The organism is Cerasicoccus frondis (assembly GCA_031296915.1).
Lineage (GTDB): Bacteria > Verrucomicrobiota > Verrucomicrobiia > Opitutales > Cerasicoccaceae > Cerasicoccus > Cerasicoccus frondis.
The window spans coordinates 334749-355268 of the sequence record JAVDPC010000001.1; the positions used below are offsets into that span (position 1 = coordinate 334749).

General features: G+C 54.2%; 16 protein-coding genes. 11 read left to right on the top strand and 5 right to left on the bottom strand.

The window, feature by feature from the left end; genetic code table 11:
* The first annotated feature begins 531 nt into the window (after positions 1-531).
* Positions 532-1722: a serine hydrolase domain-containing protein gene (locus RBB63_RS01385; protein WP_309380343.1), complete on the top strand. Its 1191-nt coding sequence runs from the start codon at positions 532-534 to the stop codon at positions 1720-1722.
* On the opposite strand, the gene RBB63_RS01390 is transcribed toward RBB63_RS01385, so the two are convergent.
* Positions 1716-2543 carry a type II secretion system protein gene (locus tag RBB63_RS01390; RefSeq protein WP_309380345.1) on the bottom strand — a complete coding sequence of 276 codons (828 nt, stop codon included), beginning with the start codon at positions 2541-2543 and terminating at the stop codon, positions 1716-1718. The genes RBB63_RS01385 and RBB63_RS01390 overlap by 7 nt on opposite strands.
* Before the next feature lie 161 nt (positions 2544-2704).
* On the opposite strand from RBB63_RS01390, the gene RBB63_RS01395 reads away from it, so the two are divergent.
* From RBB63_RS01395 to RBB63_RS01405, 3 genes are all read left to right on the top strand, one after another.
* Positions 2705-3793 (top strand): hypothetical protein, encoded by a 1089-nt coding sequence (locus RBB63_RS01395; protein ID WP_309380347.1) that lies wholly within the window; start codon positions 2705-2707, stop codon positions 3791-3793.
* 190 nt (positions 3794-3983) lie between these two features.
* Entirely contained in the window at positions 3984-4919 is a 936-nt protein-coding gene (locus RBB63_RS01400; RefSeq protein WP_309380349.1) for a PEP-CTERM sorting domain-containing protein, read from the top strand.
* 109 nt (positions 4920-5028) lie between these two features.
* A complete protein-coding gene (locus RBB63_RS01405) occupies positions 5029-5760 on the top strand; it encodes a hypothetical protein (RefSeq protein WP_309380351.1) in 732 nt (243 codons plus the stop codon).
* Between the two features lie 236 nt (positions 5761-5996).
* On the opposite strand, the gene RBB63_RS01410 is transcribed toward RBB63_RS01405, so the two are convergent.
* A complete protein-coding gene (locus RBB63_RS01410) occupies positions 5997-7007 on the bottom strand; it encodes a XylR family transcriptional regulator (protein ID WP_309380353.1) in 1011 nt (336 codons plus the stop codon).
* Between the two features lie 200 nt (positions 7008-7207).
* Here RBB63_RS01410 and RBB63_RS01415 point away from each other — a divergent pair, with 200 nt between their 5' ends.
* Together RBB63_RS01415 and RBB63_RS01420 are read left to right on the top strand one after the other, a co-directional pair.
* The gene (locus RBB63_RS01415; protein WP_309380355.1) at positions 7208-8851 is read left to right on the top strand and encodes an FGGY-family carbohydrate kinase; all 1644 of its coding nucleotides are present in this window, start codon (positions 7208-7210) and stop codon (positions 8849-8851) included.
* 22 nt (positions 8852-8873) lie between these two features.
* Positions 8874-9791, top strand: a complete 918-nt coding sequence (locus tag RBB63_RS01420) for a dihydrodipicolinate synthase family protein (RefSeq protein WP_309380357.1) — start codon at positions 8874-8876, stop codon at positions 9789-9791.
* Positions 9792-10043: 252 nt separating this feature from the next.
* Here the strand turns inward: RBB63_RS01420 and RBB63_RS01425 are convergent, their stop codons facing one another.
* Complete coding sequence (locus RBB63_RS01425) at positions 10044-10610, bottom strand: hypothetical protein (protein WP_309380359.1); 567 nt, start codon at positions 10608-10610, stop codon at positions 10044-10046.
* Between the two features lie 124 nt (positions 10611-10734).
* Here RBB63_RS01425 and malQ point away from each other — a divergent pair, with 124 nt between their 5' ends.
* The 5 genes from malQ to recD2 all read left to right on the top strand — a co-directional run bounded on the left by malQ (position 10735) and on the right by recD2 (position 17425).
* On the top strand, positions 10735-12264 hold the full coding sequence (gene malQ / locus RBB63_RS01430; protein WP_309380361.1) for a 4-alpha-glucanotransferase: 1530 nt from the start codon (positions 10735-10737) through the stop codon (positions 12262-12264).
* Positions 12265-12349: 85 nt separating this feature from the next.
* Entirely contained in the window at positions 12350-12598 is a 249-nt protein-coding gene (gene xseB / locus RBB63_RS01435) for an exodeoxyribonuclease VII small subunit (protein WP_309380363.1), read from the top strand.
* Positions 12599-12622: 24 nt separating this feature from the next.
* Positions 12623-14566: a 1-deoxy-D-xylulose-5-phosphate synthase gene (gene dxs / locus RBB63_RS01440; RefSeq protein WP_309380364.1), complete on the top strand. Its 1944-nt coding sequence runs from the start codon at positions 12623-12625 to the stop codon at positions 14564-14566.
* 67 nt (positions 14567-14633) lie between these two features.
* Positions 14634-15197, top strand: a complete 564-nt coding sequence (locus tag RBB63_RS01445) for a GNAT family N-acetyltransferase (RefSeq protein ID WP_309380366.1) — start codon at positions 14634-14636, stop codon at positions 15195-15197.
* 23 nt (positions 15198-15220) lie between these two features.
* Positions 15221-17425 (top strand): SF1B family DNA helicase RecD2, encoded by a 2205-nt coding sequence (recD2, locus tag RBB63_RS01450; protein WP_309380368.1) that lies wholly within the window; start codon positions 15221-15223, stop codon positions 17423-17425.
* A 363-nt stretch (positions 17426-17788) separates the two neighbouring features.
* On the opposite strand, the gene hemB is transcribed toward recD2, so the two are convergent.
* Both hemB and RBB63_RS01460 read right to left on the bottom strand, forming a co-directional pair.
* Positions 17789-18799: a porphobilinogen synthase gene (gene hemB, locus RBB63_RS01455; RefSeq protein ID WP_309380370.1), complete on the bottom strand. Its 1011-nt coding sequence runs from the start codon at positions 18797-18799 to the stop codon at positions 17789-17791.
* 97 nt (positions 18800-18896) lie between these two features.
* Entirely contained in the window at positions 18897-20321 is a 1425-nt protein-coding gene (locus RBB63_RS01460; RefSeq protein WP_309380372.1) for a glycoside hydrolase family 16 protein, read from the bottom strand.
* Positions 20322-20520: the final 199 nt, after the last annotated feature.

Consider the following 20520-nt stretch of genomic DNA (forward strand, 5'->3'; position numbering starts at 1 on the left):
AATCAGCTACGCCTCGCGCTGCCATCAAGTCCGCTCCCATCTAAGCAGACAATTTAAAGTGAAAGTGTTCGTGCGATCAGATGCTTTATGAAAGTCCCTTCAATCCAGGAGCAAAACAAGTGAATCCCGCGTTGGACCTATTCGATCCTGTCAAGATACTGTAGGTTTTGGCAAATAGTCTAAGCGATCCGTCGAAAAATCTAGGCAATCCAACTTAAGAATCGAGACTTCTTAACCGGAATACGATATGATTCCATCCCTAAGCAGAACGATCAGCTAGTTGTTAACGATGCAGGGCGAAGCTCATTTTCATTTTCCGACTCAATGGTGTGTTCGAAAATGAAAGAAAGCTATTTCAAAAGGTGGAGCCCGGTGTCCCTACCGGGCTTATTTTATCCAGCGGGTTGACGAAGAGGCAACAGCTAGCCAGGTAGGAAAATCTGGGCTCAACCTTTTCGAACAGCCCCTACCAATAGTCATATAGGTATTGTGTCTCGATGTTACCAAGCTATACCTCAGAGAAGCTACCGCATGCACTACACGAATATCTCTGCATCACTAAAAATTCGCCGATTTGCGACTTACCCAATCATCGCAATTATTGTCATGTTCAATGCCAGTTGCAATAATCCCGAGCAAACAACGCCCTCATTTGATGCAAAAGTGGGTTTGACTGAAAGTCTGCGCCTGGCGATGGCTGCCACTGAAACTCCTGGTGCACTCTTGGCATGGCAACAAGGCGACAATCCCGCACAGATCGTTGCCTTGGGCGTATCAAACATCGACCTAAAAACACCGATCACCTCGGATGTCCACATGCTGATCGGCAGCGTCACCAAGCTGTTTACTTCACAACTGGCGCTGTTACTCGTGCAGGAGGGGAAACTTTCGCCCAATGATAAAATTAGCCAATACGTTACCGGGGTTCCACGCGGAGACGAAATCACCCTACGCCAGCTCGCCAATCATACCAGTGGTCTCCCCGACGCCATCAGCAATCCTCAATTCCAGAAGGCCATCATGGGGAAACCAGATAGGCAATGGACTGCCCGGAAAATCCTAGCCTATGCCTTCGAGCAAGAAAGTCACTTTCCACCCGGTGAAGGATGGCGCTACGCCAACACTAATACTATTCTTTTGGCCCTGGCAGCGCAGGGCGTCAGCGACCAGAAAATAGACGAGCTCATATCCCGCTATATTTTGACGCCATACGGCCTTGATAACAGTGGTTTCACCATGGCAGGCGCCCTACCTGAACCCAATAGCCACGGATATCGTTTTGGTGCTCAAGGACGCCCCATTGGCTATGGCGAAGTGTTTTATGATGTGACTGAATATTCTCCTAGCTGGAGTCATGCCGCAGGTGCAATGTATTCGACGATCGACGATCTCATCGCTATAGCCAAAGCATTAGCTCAAGGTGATTTGCTCAACGAAGAAACGAGAGCCGAACTTCACCAATATGTTCAGACCGGAGACAGCGATTGGCAATATGCCTGGGGCATTGAACTCTTCGGAAAGATGGTTGGACACCGGGGAGATGTTCCAGGCTACCAGTGCTGCCTAGCCTACGTTCCATCGTTAGACTTGGCAATCGTCGCCATGACCAATCTGTCCAATGACCAACACGCCCGAGGCCCGGCGAACATGCTGGCAAACATCATTTATGAATACCATTTGCAGCTGAAAAATCAGCCAATCACAGCGAAGGCGAACTATTGAACCGCCCAGATATCTTCGTCGGCGATTCCGTCATTATCTGCATCGATGTAACCCGTATAAATACCGTCTTTCTCAAAATGTGTCACCGGAATCGCATTCACCTGCTCTACCGAGCCATCCACCCAGCAAACCAGCGTCTCGGAATTATTCACCAAGCGTATGCAGATCGGGTTCGCGCCCGCCGTTTGGTGACTGGGCCCCCATATCATTTCCTGCGGAGCAGCATAACCACTATATGCTGGCGTTGCGCTGATGGCAAACATCACAGTCCGGTTGGGTTTAATTACAACTGAGTAAGAATGCCCTAAGTAGTTTCCGATGAAGCTGCCATCGGATTCATAAACCTTTTTGCTCAATTGCAGTCCATTATAGCCATAACCCAAGTTGCCAGGAACGGCACTGGCGTTCTCAATTGCGGTCTGAATGGATTCTTCTGGTTCCCAAAGCGGACAAGTCAAAACATCCTGCGCATCTTCAAGGTATTGCCCGAGTAAGCCTTCGGCAAATTGGTTGGTCGCGCCATACTGAAATAAGCCGTAGCACCACTCGCGATTCTGGCCCAAATCCTCGTCGAAAAGGGCATGAGGCATTAAGTTACCGTCGTTATCAGCCGAGTAGGTGTAAGCCGCCATGCCCATTTGGCGCAGATTCGACAGACTTCCAGCAACTTTCGCCCGTGTCCTGACACCGTTCACGGCGGCTATAAGAACTGCACCTAGTAAAGCGATGATAGCCACGCATGCCAGCAGCTCTACTAAGGTAAAACCCCGCGCAGCGCTTGCCCGAAATATCAAAATTCGTCTCCTGTTTCCGTTGTCCATAAATTGCTTGCCCCCTACTGATAACAAGTCTCAAAATCGCTGGCATGAATTTCAAGTCAATTAAATTTGCCGCATGGTGGAGCTCCATAATGACGGCAGCGCCCATAATGCATGGCGAGTTGGTAGAATTCGAATTGATTTCTGAGAACGCTTTCGGGTCCATGTACTCGGCGGGCGTCAACAATGAAGTCGACGAACCCAACACCCCCGAGGGCAAAGAGTTCGCCTACCCATATTACTATGATGCGGATGCTGGCTATTATACCATGATTGTAGGAGAGCCGTTAGCCGCAACAAATACTTACCCAGATGAAGAGGCGAACTACACCATCAAAAACAACACTGTCACAGACGATGACGCTACGTCCTACAGCTTCGGAAAACTGTCATGGGATGATGACCTGTTGAATGGAGTCGGCGCCGAGACTCTCTCCCCTAGTCAATTTTCCCTTGAGCTCGATGGTGAACCCTACTCCCCTTACAGTGGTCCCCATAACATCAACAACGAGTTTGGTTGGGGCGTACGCTTTGATATTGTTGAAGTCACCGGCGAAGGCCTCACCTTCATCGATGGTCAACTGACGGACATCAACATTTCGGTGCAACTCTCCATTGTCATCTTTGGCAACGTCAATGGCTTTAAGCCTGAATCGACTCCCGCTTTTAGCGGGCTTATCAGCTTCGCCAATGGACGCTTTGTCCATAATGTCAACCACACTCAGACGATCATCGCGCCAGTCGTAGGCCCCATTGAAGACGCCAAGCTGTATTCCAATGCTCAGGGCGACATTAAAAACCTCTACGCGCCAGTAGTTGACACCGACACAGATGGCGCCAGTGACGAATGGGAGCTCGAAAACGGTTTTGATCCAGACGTAACAGATGACTGGCAAGTGCTCGACAGTGACAACGATGGCGTAACTGACATCGCTGAAACCTACTTCGGCACAGCACGCAACCTCGCAACCAGTGTTTTTCAGCCAACAACCACTGTATCAGCCGGGGGCGAGCTGCTAGTAATCCTGCGCCGGAGCACGCAACAGTCTGCTGTTCAAGCAACACCATATTGGTCCAACGATCTAAACCAATGGGCAGCCTCTGGCGAGTCCCTGAATGGGGTGACCATTGATCTTTCAGAAGCAATTTATGAAACAGGCTCTGATTACGAGTTGGTTGAAATTACACTGAACATAACGGTAGGAGTTGCTGAAGAAATTTTCCTTCGCTGGATATTCTCTCCCAATGAGTAAAAGCTTGTAGTGTTCAGAGATGGCCCGAGCCAAGCATTAAGCTTCCTAATAGGCATCATTAACTCGAAATCTGATTTTGAGACTTATTCTCTTTCTTTATTTACTTCCGACGATGAAACGCTGAACCTGCATGTTAGAACCGCTAATCTATTTCCCAAACGACTAAGCAGAGACCTAACAAGAAAAGAACATGAAAGCAATCTACACACTTGCCGCTTCAGCGGCACTGGCAACTACCGCATCCGCATTGAGCTACGTCGACCTCGGCGGTCCGGCTAACGGCTACCTGGCATTGACCAATTTTAAATCGTCATCGTCTCAAAACGGCATTGAGGGACTGGATGGATCTGGTAATCCAAGCCCCAGCCATAATGGTTTACCAGACTACCCGAATTACCAAGCGCCAGCGGGTTATTATAATGAAGGGAACTACATCGCGATCATTACCTCTCCACTGGACACCACCAACGACTACAGTGGCATCAGCACGAACTTCTATGGCGGCACCCCTCTCACCATTAATAATTTAACCACGACACAGGCCAATGCCTCTACTATGAGTGCCGGCCATATCATTTTCGATGAAAGTGTTCTGACTGGCGTCGGCACGGAAACCATTGGCGTGGGAGATCTGACTTTCGATTTCGACATCTACCAGTGGGATGGCTTCACCACCGGCGATGGTGGCCCTTTTGAAGTCACCGGAGCCCCGGAATACATTTCTCCATTTTCGCCAATATACACTGTATACAACGATGGCTCTGGAGCAGGAAATGCACAAATTTACTACAACATTTCCATTGCCAATGTGACTGGTGCAGGACTGACCTTCGTGGATGGCGAGCTCGACTCAATGGACATAGAAGGAGACCTTTCCGTGGCGGCCACGACCGCATTCAGCAGCGCCCTCTCCGCTGAATTTACAGGGACTTTCAGTGCGACTGAGACCAGCTACGCCTTTGATGTGGTCGACACCCAAAGCATATTCATTTTTAACAATCTTAATATGCTCTTTAATCGTGAGGGCGAAGTCAGTGTTGTGCCTGAGCCATCAACTTATGCCATGATCGCCGGACTTGTGGTCTTGGCAGGCGCAATCGTGATCCGCCGTCGGAAAAACGCCTAATTACATGATCTCGGGTTTACATATGAAAAAGCGAACTAGTTTAGTATTTTGCGCCAGCTGTGTAATCGCAGTATCCAGTTATGCGCAAGTCATCAACCTGAATACCGTAATGAACGGTAATAGCTATATCTCCGAAGCTGAAGGAACAGGCTCCTTTGCCCAGATCAATCTGGGTGACGGCTCACTTGGCACTGTCGGAGCGAACACTGGCGATGCTGACGGCGGATATAACATCAATGAACGCGGAAGCTCTACCCCCACTCAGTTAGGCTCTGATATCGATGTATTTCCCCGCGAGGAAAATTTTGAAGTGGGGTTCCTAAGCTATGACGCAGGCGCCATCACTGGCAGTGGAGTTGAAACGACGGCGATCACTGATATCGACCTGAGTGCATTCTGGACCGCCGACCCCAACCGGACAAGCTCTTCACCTGATTCAGCACCTACCGTAATCAGTGATATCTCGGACTACGCTCTAGGGCTTTGGTTCTTCAATTATACTGGAAGCATTACTTTTGGGGCACTCGATGCTGGCGACACGGTGACATTCACCAATGGTGTTTTAACTTCCATCGACCTCGATCTGGATACTGCCTTTGTACTCGATGTCTTTGGCACTGGTGAAAGCGAGTGGAACGGGAACCTGACCATTGCAGGTTTGGATTTCTCCTATCAAATTAATGAAACGGAAGTGACCGCTTTTGGCCCCATCACCTTCACCGCTGATCTGGCAGGAACCGTAACGCCTACGGTCGTCCCCGAACCCGGCGTCTACGCATTGCTGGCAGGATTTGCAAGTTTTGCTGCCTTGGTGATTCGCCGTCGCCCAAGCAAAAGTTAGCAAGCATTTACCACCTCTATTGCTGCTTGACGGGGCGCATGCTTGCATGCGCCCCGTCATATTCTCAAAATACGCGCACCATTCAGAGAGTGGTGTGAAGGCTGGGACTCGAAATCGATTTGCGATTTTTGGAGACAGAGTTGGTTCATAGCGCAGAAAGCGCCATTTCGCTTCGCCATTCACAAGATTCGATGGCAAAAGCTCACGCGAGGCGTGGCGTGTGAAGGTCTATTCCGTTAGCGCAGTATTCGATACGCAGAAGGCGTCAGTTTCTGATGTTGCTGGAAGATGCGATTGAATCGTCGCTGGTTATTAAAACCACAGCGCTCAGCAATCATGCCAATAGGCAATTCGGTTTCCAGCAATAGACGCTTTGCATGCACCATCTGCTCTTGGTGAATGCGCTCCAAAATAGTGACCGACAATGAGCGCTTGAACTGTCGCTCCACTTTGCGGCGAGATTCGCCAATAGCCTTGCAGACAGCCTCAACGTTGAGGTCGCTCATCGCATTTTTCGCAATAAAGCCCAATGCCTTCTGCACAATTTCATCATCAGTCGCATCGGCGTCAGTAGAATTTCGATTAATGATTTGCAAAGGGGGAAGTGCAGTGAACGCTGGCGGACGCTCCTTCTCCTCAAGCCAGTTGGCCAGTTGCTGCGCAGCGGTTCGGCCAATGGTTTCCGCCGGAATATCTACACTGGAAAGCGTCGGCCGACTCATGCGGCAAATGGCGAGATCGTTGTCGACGCCGAGAATCGCCGCCTCAGTTGGCACACGAATGTTCGCCCGACGGCACAGTTCACATAATGCACGGGCTGGTATATCATTCGAGGCCAAGATGCCAACCGGCTTGGGCAGAGCCTTAAGCCATCGCTCGACATGCCGATCTTCGAGTTCCCAGTTCTCTGTGTAAGGCGACTGTGGCAGAAAATTCGCGTGAAGCTTTACCGAAGTATACCCAGCTTCCTTTAATCTTCGATGGAAGCCTTGTTCGCGGTTTAATGAAAAAGACGCTTTACTGCTGCCATAGTAAGCAAAAGAGCGCAGACCTTGGCTGAGGAAAACCTCAGCTGCTATTTTACCAACTGCCTCATTGTCCACGTCGACCGTTGGAATCGCGTGTGAGCGAATGGTGTCCGTAACCGAAATCAACGGAATATTCAAAAACGGGAGACGGTTTGCGAGTTCACGTTCGGCCAGATGAACAATGACGCCATCGGGTCTCCAATGCTCAAGTGCGGGCATCACGCGCATGTCCGGTGGAGCTTGGTGAAAGAACCAAGGCAAGCGATGAGCTTCTGCATAACCCAATACTCCCGATAAGACTCGACGACTGTAACCCAGATCAGAGCCCAGTAATAATGCAATGCGACTTTGCGTAATATGTCTCAAATTAGACGCATTATGGTATATTCACTGACGGCTATTTCAACTACTATCTAGGCATGAACTACTTTATCGGCGTGGATGTAGGTACGGGCAGCGCACGTGCCGGTCTATTTGACGCACAGGGCGTGCGCTTGGCTACCCATAGCTGCCCCATCCAAACGTGGCGGCCACAAACCAACCATGTAGAGCAGTCTTCCGATGACATCTGGAGCTCGGTTGTCGCATGCATACAGGTCATCATGCGAGAGTCCGGCATTGCCCCCGCAGCAGTAAAGGGAATTGGCTTTGACGCAACTTGCTCCCTGGTGGCCCTGGACCAATCTGGAGCGCCAGTAACAGTCAGCACCAACGGCGATGATGCGCAGAACGTAATCGTTTGGATGGATCACCGGGCACTCAAGGAAACAGAGTTCGTAAATGGCGCAGGCGATTTCCCCATTTTTGATTTTGTGGGTGGAAAAATCTCGCCTGAAATGCAGACTCCCAAGCTCCTCTGGCTCAAGCGTAACCTTCCTCAAACATGGAGTCGCACAGCTCACTTTTTCGACCTGCCGGATTTCCTCACCTACCGTGCCACTGGTTGTTTCACCCGCTCTCTTTGCTCAATGACATGCAAGTGGACCTACTTGGCGCACGAAGTTGAAGCTGGTGGCAGCGGCTGGTGTGACGACTTCTTCAATGCAATTGAGCTCAGCGATCTCGTGGAAGAATCCTATGCGCGCATTGGCGCACAGGTTCGCCCAATGGGCGAACCCGTAGGTGAAGGCTTGTCAGCGCAGGCAGCTAAAGAGCTGGGATTGCTACCTGGCACAGCTGTCGGCGTTTCGATTATCGATGCACACGCAGGCGGAATTGGCATGATTGGCATGGCCGAGGAATCCGCCGAAACCGACCAGTTGGAACATCGACTTGCGCTGATTGGCGGCACGTCTTCTTGCCACATGTCGGTTTCACCGAACCAACGTTCAATCACTGGCGTCTGGGGCCCTTACTATTCCGCGATGGTTCCAGGGCTTTGGCTAAACGAGGGTGGCCAATCAGCGACAGGCGCCCTGGTCGACCACATTATTTTTAACCATGGCGCCACCGAGCAGATGCTCAGTGCTTCGCGGGAGTCCGGCATCACGCCTTATGAAGTGTTAAACAATCGGCTCGAATCACTGGCTAACGGTGGTCCGATGCACGAACTAACACGTGACTTGCACGTGTGCCCCTACTTTCTGGGCAACCGATCGCCGCGCGCAAACCCGCACTTGGTCGGCATGGTTTCAGGGCTTGGCTTGTCGGCGACTCTCGATGATCTAGCGCGAATATACCTAGCAACCATTCAGGCCATTGCCTATGGCACACGTCATATTATTGAAGCCAAGAATGAAAGCGGCTACCGTATCGACACGCTTATTTGCTGTGGAGGCGGCACAAAAAACCCCATATTCCTTCAACAGCACGCAGACATAACACAGTGTCGAATTTTGCTACCGAAAGAGCAAGAAGCGGTGATTCTCGGGAGCGCCATGTTGGGGGCGGTCGCCGCAGGCGAATACGACTCACTCAAGCTTGCGATGTCTGCCATGTCCCGCCCTGGCGCTGAGATCCAGCCATCGACTGAATCCAAGGCATATCACGGTGCTAAATATCAGGTCTTTCATCGTCTCTACGAAGATCAATTGGCTTACGCTGCTCTGATGAGCGTCGAATAATTACAAATTTGGAAAACACACAATGAACATCCACGGAATCATCCCACCATTAGTTACTCCACTCAACGCAGACGGATCGCTGGACTTTTCAGGCGCCAGCCGCTTAATCGAGCACGTTATTGCCGGAGGAGTCCACGGCCTCTTCATCCTCGGCACTACCGGAGAAGGCCCGAATCTAAGCTATGCGCATCGCCGCGATTACATCGATTTCGTTACTGAAAAGGTCGCCGGACGCATTCCAGTAATCGTTAGCATCAGTGACACGGCTTACGCCGAATCCATTTCGTTGGCGGAACACTCAGCGAAGGCGGGAGCAAGCGCCGTCGCCTTCACTCCCCCTTACTATTTCATCCCCGGCGCCCCCGAGCTGCACGACTTCGTTAGGGATATGGCTGAAAGCATAAGCCTGCCCTTCTTCCTCTATAACATGCCCGCCCTGACCAAGGTTTCACTGCCGTTAGACGTCGTTGAGCTGGGCTTTTCAATGAAGAATTGCCTCGGCCTCAAAGACAGCTCTGGCGACTTGTTTTACTACAAGAAGGTGAAGCGCCTAATTGGCGATCGGGATTTAACGTTGTTGATCGGCCCGGAAGAATTACTTGCCGAGTCTCTTCTCGCTGGCGGCAATGGAGGCATCAACGGTGGCGCTAATGCATTCCCCCGGGTCTACGTGGCGATCTACAATTATATGGCCGAAGGTAAAATCGCCGAAGCCGAAGCGTTACAACGCGAGGTGATGGAAATTTCCAGCCGTTTGTTCACGATTGGCAAGCATGGCTCAAGCATCATCAAAGGCATCAAGGGAGCACTGGAATTACAGGGCATTTGTGGACGACACATGGCCTCGCCATTTCGCGGCTTTCTAGACGAGGATCTGGATCGAGTAAACGCCGCCCTACAGGAACTGAATGCGCGCCCGGGCTTGTCTGGCCTGCTTTAACATCCGACCTAGCTGCATAGGCACATTAAGCAGAGCTCTCTCAACGCAGGCTTAAGATTTCAACTGAATAAGACTTCCTTGATGGCGTAAGTCTTATTCGGTTGATAGGCCTTATCAAGTTGGCTGAATCAGGTGGGGATAAGATTGGATGCCAACGTAGCGAACTTCCAATCTGGTCCCAAAGCTCGAACCGAGTGCTTTTGCGCCACAGCGGCCTTGTCAGTTGCCCTGGAGCGGTTTTGACCAGCTATTTTACTCGCCGTTTTGCGTGTTAATGCGACGTGGGATGACGCGACGACGGCGCTCCGTGTTGGGCGTCGACGCCGAGCGATTGATCACACGATTATTCTCAGGTCTTAATTGCGCAGGCACCTGGCTATTCACTGGAGCAGCAGTCGCAGTCGGAATCGAAACGCCATCCGTCTTCGCTAGGTAAATGGTTTCCTGCATCCCGCTGGTTGAGCGCAAGGTGACTGAACGATCACCGGAGTCATTGAAGCTTACCACGGTGAAGCGCGCGCCTTTACTGTTATCGTCCATTTCCATGAGCACGCTCCGGTTTTCAACCTTGTCAAACAGGTTGAAAAAGCGGTTCTCGCCAATGCGCATCGTGCCCTTGAAAACCACTTCACGACTAAGGGCGCCACTGGGCGCAACGGGTGCGGGAGGCGGTGTCACTTTAGGCGCAGGCGGCTCCCATTTCTGGAAGGGGGAATTCGTCAACATGCTCTCGCGCGCTTCTTCCAGATTCGCCCGCATGATTACAGGCATCGAGACCAAAAGGAGGACAAGGCTAATGTTGGTGAAGGAAAACTTCATAGAAACTTATTAACCGCTATTTTCCACAGAAAGTTCCACGCGTAAAGTATTAATCCGAAACTGGATTTACGGCTTGCTGCAACTGGCCACGTGCCTTGTTATCCGGGGCTTCGTTTAAAACATCATGTCTAGTTCTCTCTTCAATTGGCTCGACTCGCGTGCTTCCGGCATACTGCTCCACCCCACCTCCCTACCCTCAGGCCACGGCATCGGCAATTTCGGCCCGGCTGCCTACCATTTTGTCGATTTCTTGGCCGAAGGCGGTTTCGGCTACTGGCAAATTTGCCCGCTGGGCCCAACCGGCTTTGGCGACTCGCCCTACCAGTGTTTCTCCGCATTTGCCGGCAACCCCTACCTGATCGATCTCGATCCGATTGTCTCGTTTGGCCTGTTAAAGGAAGAGGATCTCGCGCCGCTGCGCGAATTGCCACATGATCATGTCGACTATGGCGGCCTTTACGAGGCATTCTGGCCCTTGCTCGCCAAGGCCGCGAAGCGCTTCGCCAAAGACGGTGCTCCCAGCCTCGACGGTTACGGCAACTACAAGAGCTTCATCACAGAACATGCCCATTGGCTGGACCCCTATGCGGCCTACCGCGCAACGAAGGACCACTTCAAGGGCAAGCCTTGGTTCCAGTGGGCCAAGAAATACCGCTCCTACGAGCAGTGGCTTGAGTCCGATCTTCCGAAGAAGCTCGAAGCCGCCATTTCCGCCGAAAAGTTCTACCAATACCTCTTTTTCGGCCAGTGGAAGCTGCTTCGCCAATACGCCAACAGCAAAGGTGTAAAAATCATTGGCGACGTGCCGATCTTTGTGGCGTTTGACAGCGCCGACACCTGGTCCTCCTTGGAAATCTTCCAAATGACCAAGGACGGCAAGCCCAAGGCTGTCGCTGGCGTGCCACCGGACTACTTCTCCGAACTAGGCCAACTTTGGGGCAATCCGCTCTTTGACTGGGATACGCTCAAAAAACGCGACTACGACTGGTGGATCGCCCGGCTGAAGGCTAATTTCACGCTGTATGACGTCGTCCGCATCGACCATTTCCGCGGATTCCACGACTACTGGTCTATTCCCGCGACTGCGGCCGATGCACGCACCGGAGAATGGAAACCCGGCCCAGGCTTTGAATTCTTTAACAAGGTCAAGGAGGAGCTCCCGGAAGCCCTGCTCATCGCAGAAGATCTCGGCGACCTCAGCGACGGCGTGCACGTGCTACGCGCGAAAACCGGCCTCCCGGGCATGGCGATCCTACAATTCGCCTTTGGCGGCGATGCTTCCAACGATTACCTGCCGCACAACCACGAGAAAAACAGCGTCGTCTACGCCGGCACACACGACAACGACACGACCCTCGGCTGGTATTGGTCGGAGGGAGACCATGTCCGCGAACACGTTCGCCGCTACTTCGGCATTGGCGATGAATCGCCCCAATGGGACTTCATACGCGCCTGTTTCCGCTCTCCCGCGCGTCTGGCGGTCATCACGGTGCAAGATTTATTGAATCTCGGCAGTGACGCCCGACTCAACACGCCCGGCGCCGCTCAAGGGAATTGGCAGTGGCGCTATTCGCCTGAAAACATCGAGTTTTTACGTCGGGAAGTCGCCGGATATCTCAAGGAATTGGGTTATCAATACGGTCGTTGCCAGTAATAACTCAAAATCGTCTGACAATTTTACGCTTGAAACAAATGCTTTCATCGGGCACGTGTTTTGCTAATCGCTGAAGAGTGATCAAATGGGTAAGAGCGCCAAAAAAGATGAGGAGATTTCATTCGAGAACGCCATGGAGCGTCTGGAGGTTCTCATCGACTCCCTGGAAGAAGGGGATATTCCTCTTGCCGAACTCGTTGAAAAATACGAAGAAGGTAGTAACCTATTTCAAAACTGTAATCGCAAACTAACTAACGCTGAACTGAAAATTGAACAATTACGGAAACAGAACGAGGCCGCTTCGCTTAACCTAACGGACGCCTCCGATTCTTGAGTTCTGTAAATGGTGACTGCTAATATGGAATTACTCCCGCGCATCAAGGGCCCGGATGACGTCAAGGCGCTCAATCCGGATCAATTGCCACAATTGGCCGAAGAAATTCGCCAGGAAATCATTCAGGTGACATCCGACAACGGTGGCCACATCGGCCCCAATCTCGGCGTTGTGGAATTGACGATCGCCCTGCACCGTCATTTTTCAACCCCCAAGGACCGCTTCGTCTTCGATGTCGCGCACCAGGGGTATGTGCATAAATTGCTCACCGGTCGTTATGGCGACGAGTTTAAGAAAATTCGCTCATCCGGCGGCCTCTCCGGCTTCCTGACCCGTGATGAAAGCGACCACGACTGCTACGGCGCTGGCCACGCGGGCACCGCGCTTTCCGCCGCCTTGGGCATGGCCACCGCCCGTGACCTGCGCGGCAGCGATGAGCATGTCGTCGCCCTACTCGGTGACGCCGCCCTCACCTGCGGCATCACGATGGAGGCGCTCAACAACATCAAGACCTCCACCAAGAAGCTGATCGTCATCCTGAATGACAACAAGTGGTCCATCGCCCCGAACGTCGGCGCGATCCCCAGCTACTTGAACGAGCTGATCACAAACCCGGTCTACAACCGCCTGCACAACGACCTGGAGAGCTTCCTGGAATCCGTTCCCGGCGGCAACCGCCTGCGCCACATCGGCAAAAAGGTGAAGGCCGAGACCAAGGACTTTTTCAGCAATCAGGAATCTTCGCTCTTTGAGAAGTACGGCTTGCGCTACATTGGCCCGATTGACGGCCACGACCAGGAGCTGCTTGACCAGTACATGACTTTCGCCAAGGAGTGCGAAGAGCCGGTCATCCTCCACGTGTTGACCACCAAGGGCAAGGGCTTCGAAGCCGCCCTGAACAATCCAGAGAAATTCCACGGCACCAGCCCGTTCTGCCCGCAGACCGGCCAATCCAAGCCCAGTAAGCCCGGCAAGCCGCCGCAGTATCAGGATGTATTCGGCCGCGCATTGGTCGACTTCGCCAAGAAGGACAAGCGCGTGGTTGGCATCACCGGCGCCATGCCGTCCGGCACGGGGATGAAATACCTCCGCGATGAAGTTCCTGGCCAGTATTTCGACGTCGGCATCGCCGAAGAGCACGCCGTGTTGTTTGCCGCCGGCCTCGCCACCAGCGACATCAAGCCGGTTGTTGCGATTTACTCGACCTTCCTCCAGCGCGCCTACGACTGTATCATCCACGACGTGGCCCTCCAGGACCTCGACGTGATGTTCTGCATGGACCGCGCTGGCCTGTCACCGAATGACGGCCCCACGCACCACGGACTTTTCGATGTCTCCTATCTCCGCTGCGTTCCCCGCGCCGTCATCATGGCGCCAAAGGACGAAGATGAGCTGGTGGATATGATGAAGACTGGCATCGATTACAAGGGCGCCACCTTCATCCGCTACCCGCGCGGTAACGGCGTTGGCGTGAAAATGAAAGAAGAGCCAGAAGCAGTCGAAATCGGTAAAGCCGAGCTTCTTCGCGACGGCGACGACATCATGATTTGGGCCCTCGGGCCAATGGTTCACGACGCACTCAAGCTCGCGAACAAGATTTCCGCCGAGCAAGGCCTGCACGTTGGCGTGGTCAACGCCCGCTTCGCCAAGCCAATCGACACGGAACTCCTGTTTGAGCATGCCAAGAAGTGCCGCATGATCGCGACGATCGAAGAAAACGTCCTCAAGGGCGGCTTCGGCAGCGCGGTTCTGGAAGAACTTCAAGACGAAGGCCTCAGCACACCTGTCGTGCGCATTGGCTGGCCGGACAAATTCGTTGGTCATGGCAGCACGGTGGAAGAACTGCGCGCCGCCAACGGCATGTCCCCCCAGCAAATGGAGGCCGACATCCTCGAACGCTTCAACAGCATTGGCGTAGAGGCTGAATCCGCCAACCACGGCGCAATCCAATTCCCGAGCGGCAAGTAGTCCTTGCTTCCAACACTTCTTTTGAAGGGCCGCTCACTTCGAGCGGCCTTTTTTATGTCCAGAATCCATGAAGCACTTTCCCGAATCCCTGATCCTTGAGTCGCGCCGTTGTCGCTACCGCATCCCTACACTGGACGACCGGCGCCACACTATTTCGGCAGCGCAGTATCCGGGCTTCACCGACGGCATGCTTTGGGAGCCTCCCAAGCATGCGGATGAGCTGCTGCCGATCTTTGAAAGCATGCGCGCCGCATGGGTAAGCGGCGAGGCGTTCTGCTTCTCAATCATTGACTCCTCGGATGACGGCTTTATCGGCCGAATCGCCATTCGGCGTGAAGCAACCCCCGAAGTTTGGAACCTGGGTTTCTGGACGCACCCAGAAAGACAGAATCGGGGCTACATGACCGAGGCCGCCGCGCGGCTGATCGCATTCGGGTTTCTGGAACTCGACGCCCGTGACATCATCGCCCGCCACGCGCTCTGGAATAAAGCCAGCGAAGCCGTCATGCGCAAAAACGGCATGTCATTCCGGCAATACCTGCCACAGGGCTTCCAAAAGCGCGGCCAGTGGGTCGAGGAGAACGAACTCGGCATTACGCGGGAAAGCTGGTTGGCGAATCGCCAAAAATAGTTTTCAGTGCGTGTTTCAACTTCATGGCAGATACCCTCACAGGCGTTCTTGATCGCATCGTTTTCCACAACGAGGAGAACCACTTCACCATTGGCGAAGTGAAGGCCAGCGACCACCGTGGCCCCATCACCGTGCTGGGCAATCTCCCCGGCGTGCAGTGTGGTGAAACGCTCAAGCTGACGGGAGACTGGACCACCCATGCAACCCACGGTAAACAGTTCAAGATCAAGGAGTTCACCTCGCAACTCCCGGCCTCGGTTTATGGCATCGAGAAATACTTGGGCAGCGGGCAAATCCCCAAAGTCGGTCCGAAGTTCGCCAAGAAAATCGTCGCCAAGTTCGGCGCGGACACGCTGCGCGTCATTTCGGAAGAGTCTGGCCGCCTGCGTGAGATACCTGGCGTTGGCCCCAAGCGCGCCAAGGAAATCAAAAAAGCCTGGGACGAGCAGGCCGCGCTCCGAGATGTCATGACTTTTTTGCAGACCTATGGCGTGGGAACCAATCTCTGTCTGCGGCTGATCCGCCAGTATGGCAACGCCGCCAAGACCATTCTGCAAAACGAGCCCTACCGGGTCGCCCGCGAGGTGCCCGGCATTGGCTTTAAGACCGCCGACCGCATTGCCGTGAACCTGGGCTACTCGAACGAGAGTCCGCAGCGCATCGACGCCGGGCTGCTGTTCGCCCTGCAGGAACTGGAGGTCGACGGCCACACGGGCTATCCCGTTTCCGATCTGGTCAAGAAGGCCTCCGAGATGCTGGACGTCGTTGAGGACTTGATCTCGCCGCGCGTCAAGGCGCTGACCGAAAACTCGCATCTGGTCGCGACCGAGGGCATCGATGGCGAAGCGTTCATTCAGCTCCCCGCGCTGCGCCGTTCGGAGGTGGCCATTGCGCAGGTCATCGCTGACCTAGCTGAAGCCCAATCCGCCCTCCCCCCCATCATCATCGACAAAGCCGTCGACTGGGCGCAGGACAAGGCAGGCTTCAAATTTGCGCCGGAACAGGCTGATGCCGTTCGCGCGGGCCTGCGCTGCAAGGTCAGTATCCTCACCGGCGGTCCGGGCACTGGTAAAACCACTATCCTGCGCGCGTTGGTGGAAATCCTGAAAGCCAAGAAAGTTCGCCTGACCCTGGCGGCGCCCACTGGTCGCGCCGCCCAGCGCATGTCCGAAAGCACGGGCGCGTTTGCGATGACCATTCACCGACTCCTGAAGTTTGACCACGAGGCGGGCGGCTTTCTCCACACCGACGATAACAAGCTGAAAACGGAGTTCATGATCGTCGATGAAAGCTCGATGCTGGACTCGCGGCTGGCCTCGTCACTCTTGCGCGCCCTGCCCGACTCCGCGCATTTGCTGCTTGTGGGCGACATCCATCAGTTGCCATCAGTGGGCGCCGGCGCAGTGCTCAGCGACATCATTCAGTTCATCGAGGCCAAACCGCACCAACACATGGCCGTCACCCGACTGGAGAAAATCTTCCGCCAAGGTGCGCGCTCGGCCATCGTCGCCACTGCGCACGCAATCCTGCAAGGGCGCGCCGGAGCCCCGTTTGTGGTCAACCAAGTGAAGGATATCGACCCCAAGCAAGACCTGCATTTCCTAGCGACCGAAGACCCCGAAGATGCGGTCAAGCAAGTCACCGCGCTGATCCAGCATTACCTGCCACGCTGGTTTGACTGGGCCGACAAGTTCATGGACATCCAGGTCCTCGCGCCCATGCACAAAGGCGCGGGCGGCGTTGGCCGCATGAACGAGGAGCTGCCGAATACGCTCAATGCGCAAAGCCGCGGCATCGTCTACGGCGCCACCAAATATCGGGTCGGCGACAAGGTCATTCAGACCCGCAATAACTACGAAAAAGGCGTCTTCAATGGCGACCTCGGTCGCGTCAGCGCAGTCAACGCCGAGGCGGGCACCGTGGCGGTAAATTTCGAAGGCAACGAAATCGATTACGAGCGCCCCGAGCTGCTCGACTTGTCCCTCGCCTACGCCATCACCATTCACAAGAGCCAGGGCAGTGAATTCCCGATCGTGATCATCCCACTGCTGAAACAGCACTTCGTCATGTTGCAGCGCAACCTGCTCTACACAGCAATCACCCGTGGACGGCGCAAGGTATTCATCGTCGGCGATCCAACGGCTTACGCCATGGCCGTGCGCAATGTGGACTCCCTCCGCCGCCTGACTGGTCTCGGCCAGCGCCTGAGCGACGTATTTGCCGGTTAAGGACACGGGCATTCGCGGAACCACCAGTCTTATCGCAACACAACCCACTGGGGCAATTCAACGCAATGCCCTTGAGGATTGTGCCGCAAAACACCAGTGGGTTCTGACACAAAACACTGATTGGTTGCGGCGAAAAACACTGGGGCATTCTGTCGGAAAACACCAGTGGGTTGCGTCAGTTTCCCCATGGGCATTTTGACAGAAAACACTAGTGGTTTTTAACGTAAAACACCTAAGGGTTGGAGCGAAAAGGTAAATCTGATCTAATCATCTGGGCGTATAGCCCCTCCTACAACTTCTTTTTATGCCGCGATACTCAGCGCCCAAAAGAGGGGGCGAGACACCCAAGCACTTTTGGACCAGCTACTTCCGAAGCGCCAATTCCTTGGCAAAGTAGGTCAAAATCATGTCGGCCCCGGCGCGCTTGATCGCCAGCAGGCTTTCGTCGCGGGTGCGCTCATAGTCGAGCCAGCCCAATTGAGCCGCCGCATGGATTTGCGAGTACTCGCCGCTCACCTGATACGCCGCCACGGGCAAGGACGTGCGGTTGCGCAGTTCACGGATAATGTCCAAATATGGCCCACCAGGCTTCACCATCAACACGTCAGCGCCTTCCATTTCGTCGAGCTCGGTTTCGATGATCGCGCTGCGGCGGTTCGCGGGATCGCATTGGTAAGTGTGCTTGCCCAGCAGATTCGTCCCGGCGGCCTTGGCGCTGCCCACGGCATCACGGAATGGTCCGTAGTAGGCGGAGTTGAACTTGGCCGAATACGCCATGATCGCCGTGTTGCTGAGGCCCGCATCGTCGAGGGCGACACGGATGGCCCCCACCCGGCCGTCCATCATGTCCGACGGCGCCACGAAATCTGCGCCGGCCTCAGCGTTGAGCTTAGCCATTTCGCAAAGAATTTCCACGGTGGCGTCGTTCGCAACGTCCTGCCCATCAGCGGTCAGCACGCCATCGTGGCCGTGGCTCGTGTAGGGGTCGAGTGCAACATCGGTAATGATCGCCAGCTCCGGCGCTGCGGCCTTGACTGCGCGCACCGCCCGCAGGACCAGCGTCTCGGGATTGAGCGCTTCCTTGCCATCAGCGGTCTTAAGAGACGAGTCCAGCTTCGGGAAGACCGCCACCGCTGGAATGCCGGCATCGCGCAAAGCCAGGCACTCGTCGACCAGCGCTTTAATCGTCAACCGTGACTGCCCCGGCATCGACTCAATCGGCTCAACCACACCGTCGCCATCGATCACGAACAGCGGCTGGATCAGGTCGTCGACGCGCACTTCGGTCTCACGCACGAGGCGGCGAATGGCGTCCGTGCGGCGCAAACGTCGTGGGCGATAGGTCAAATTGAGTCTGGGTTCGGAGTCACTCATTGCTCCGAAATCGTAGCCAGCTTCGACTAGCCTGCAAGATCAGGTTTCGGGGACTCGCTCCCGAACAGAGAGACTATCAAACGGCGGTTACGCTAGCTCACTTCTCACGCCACACTTTGATCGACTTTACGACCATGTCGCCAGAGCCTTGATCGTAGGGGGAGTCGACTTTGGCTTTCACCGCGACATTCGTCAGCGGATACCAGGTTTCGCCCTTAAATGGGTTGGCGTAACGCATCGTTTCGATGTCGTCCACAAACATGGTGATCCACTCTTCGTCGACGGTCACCGCGAAGCGATGAAACTCCGTGTCCAGGGTGTTCGGCAGACCAAAGACGCCCATCGACATCCGCATTGCCGGGCGAGTAAAGGTGCGACGCAAGTGGTCGCCACCGTGCAGGTTTGTCGAGAGGTCCGAAGCGAACTTCCATTCGCCGTTGTAGCCAAAGCCTTCATAGACATCGATCTCCGGCGGCCATCCAGCGGTTGGCAGGAGCCACAGCGCTGGCCAGGAGCCGAAGCGGTTGGGCATCTTCACAACCCACTCGACGCTGCCATATTGGAACTGAGTTTCAGGCGTGCGATGCCCCGAGAGCATCGTTGCGAGAAATGGGTATTCAATTGCCGGCGAACCGACTTTGACGGGGGCGTTCAATCTCCGCGTCGACAACACCAGTCCTTCCCCAGTCCGTTGGAAGCCACCGTATTTGACTTCGCCATAGTAGCCGGTTTCTCCATTGCCAACCTGAGTGCGGCCATGAGAAAGCGATGTGGAAAAGCTGTTCGGCCCACCGCGATCATCGAATTGGATCGTTTCGCCTGTCTCATCGTAGCAAAGCTTGCCCAACGGCTCAAACTTCGTCGCTTCGCGACCGCCCGTAATTGGCTCATTGACGGCGTCGGCCTTGGCGGTAATCAGGATGCCCCCACCCGCTCGATAGGCGCCATCGGGCACCGATGGCTGGACCGCACGCACATTGCTCCCCTCACTCATGCCCGTGACGTCAAAACTCAGGGTTTTGGTGAGTGGGTCACCCGGATAGAAGATGACGGACTTTGTCTTATCCGGCTTGGCGCGGCCGCCAGAGCCGTCATAAACACGCACATAAGCAATGACGGTGTTTGGGCTTTCACGGTCAAGCGTCACCGGGACATGGACCTCGGTCGCGTTAACCGGCACGTCAAAGCTCGAGATGCGCACTTTCGCGGCAGCAGGGTATTTTTTGCCCTTATCATAGATATCCTCAGGGCCCGCAGCAGCTTTGGCTTCATCAATGTATTTGTCGAGCTGCTCACCGATACGGCCAACGGCGTCTTTCGCTGACTGTGCCTGCTCACTGACTTCGGGCGACTGCGCACTGGTCTGGATGCTATCCAGCGAGGTCGAAGCTGCCTCAGCATCAGCCCGCATTGCCTCGGCTTGCTTCAGCGTCAACTGCTGCGCATCAAGCATGGAGCCGGAGAAAAACAGAGCGGCTGGCGCCAGTGTTACTGCATTCGCTAATTTGAAAAGTGTCTTCATATTGGAGTTTTCGAGCAATGAGAAATAATCGGTGCACTATCGATAACACATTTAGCGTAAAAGCGTTAGGTCAAATCCGACTTCTTATTTGGCAATAACAGACTGGGTGGGGAAATTCAGTACGCAGGACACTCATTCGACGGCGCATGATTGGTTCCATTCCGTAAGTTTACCATCGGGCGATTTTTGCTTTGCCATC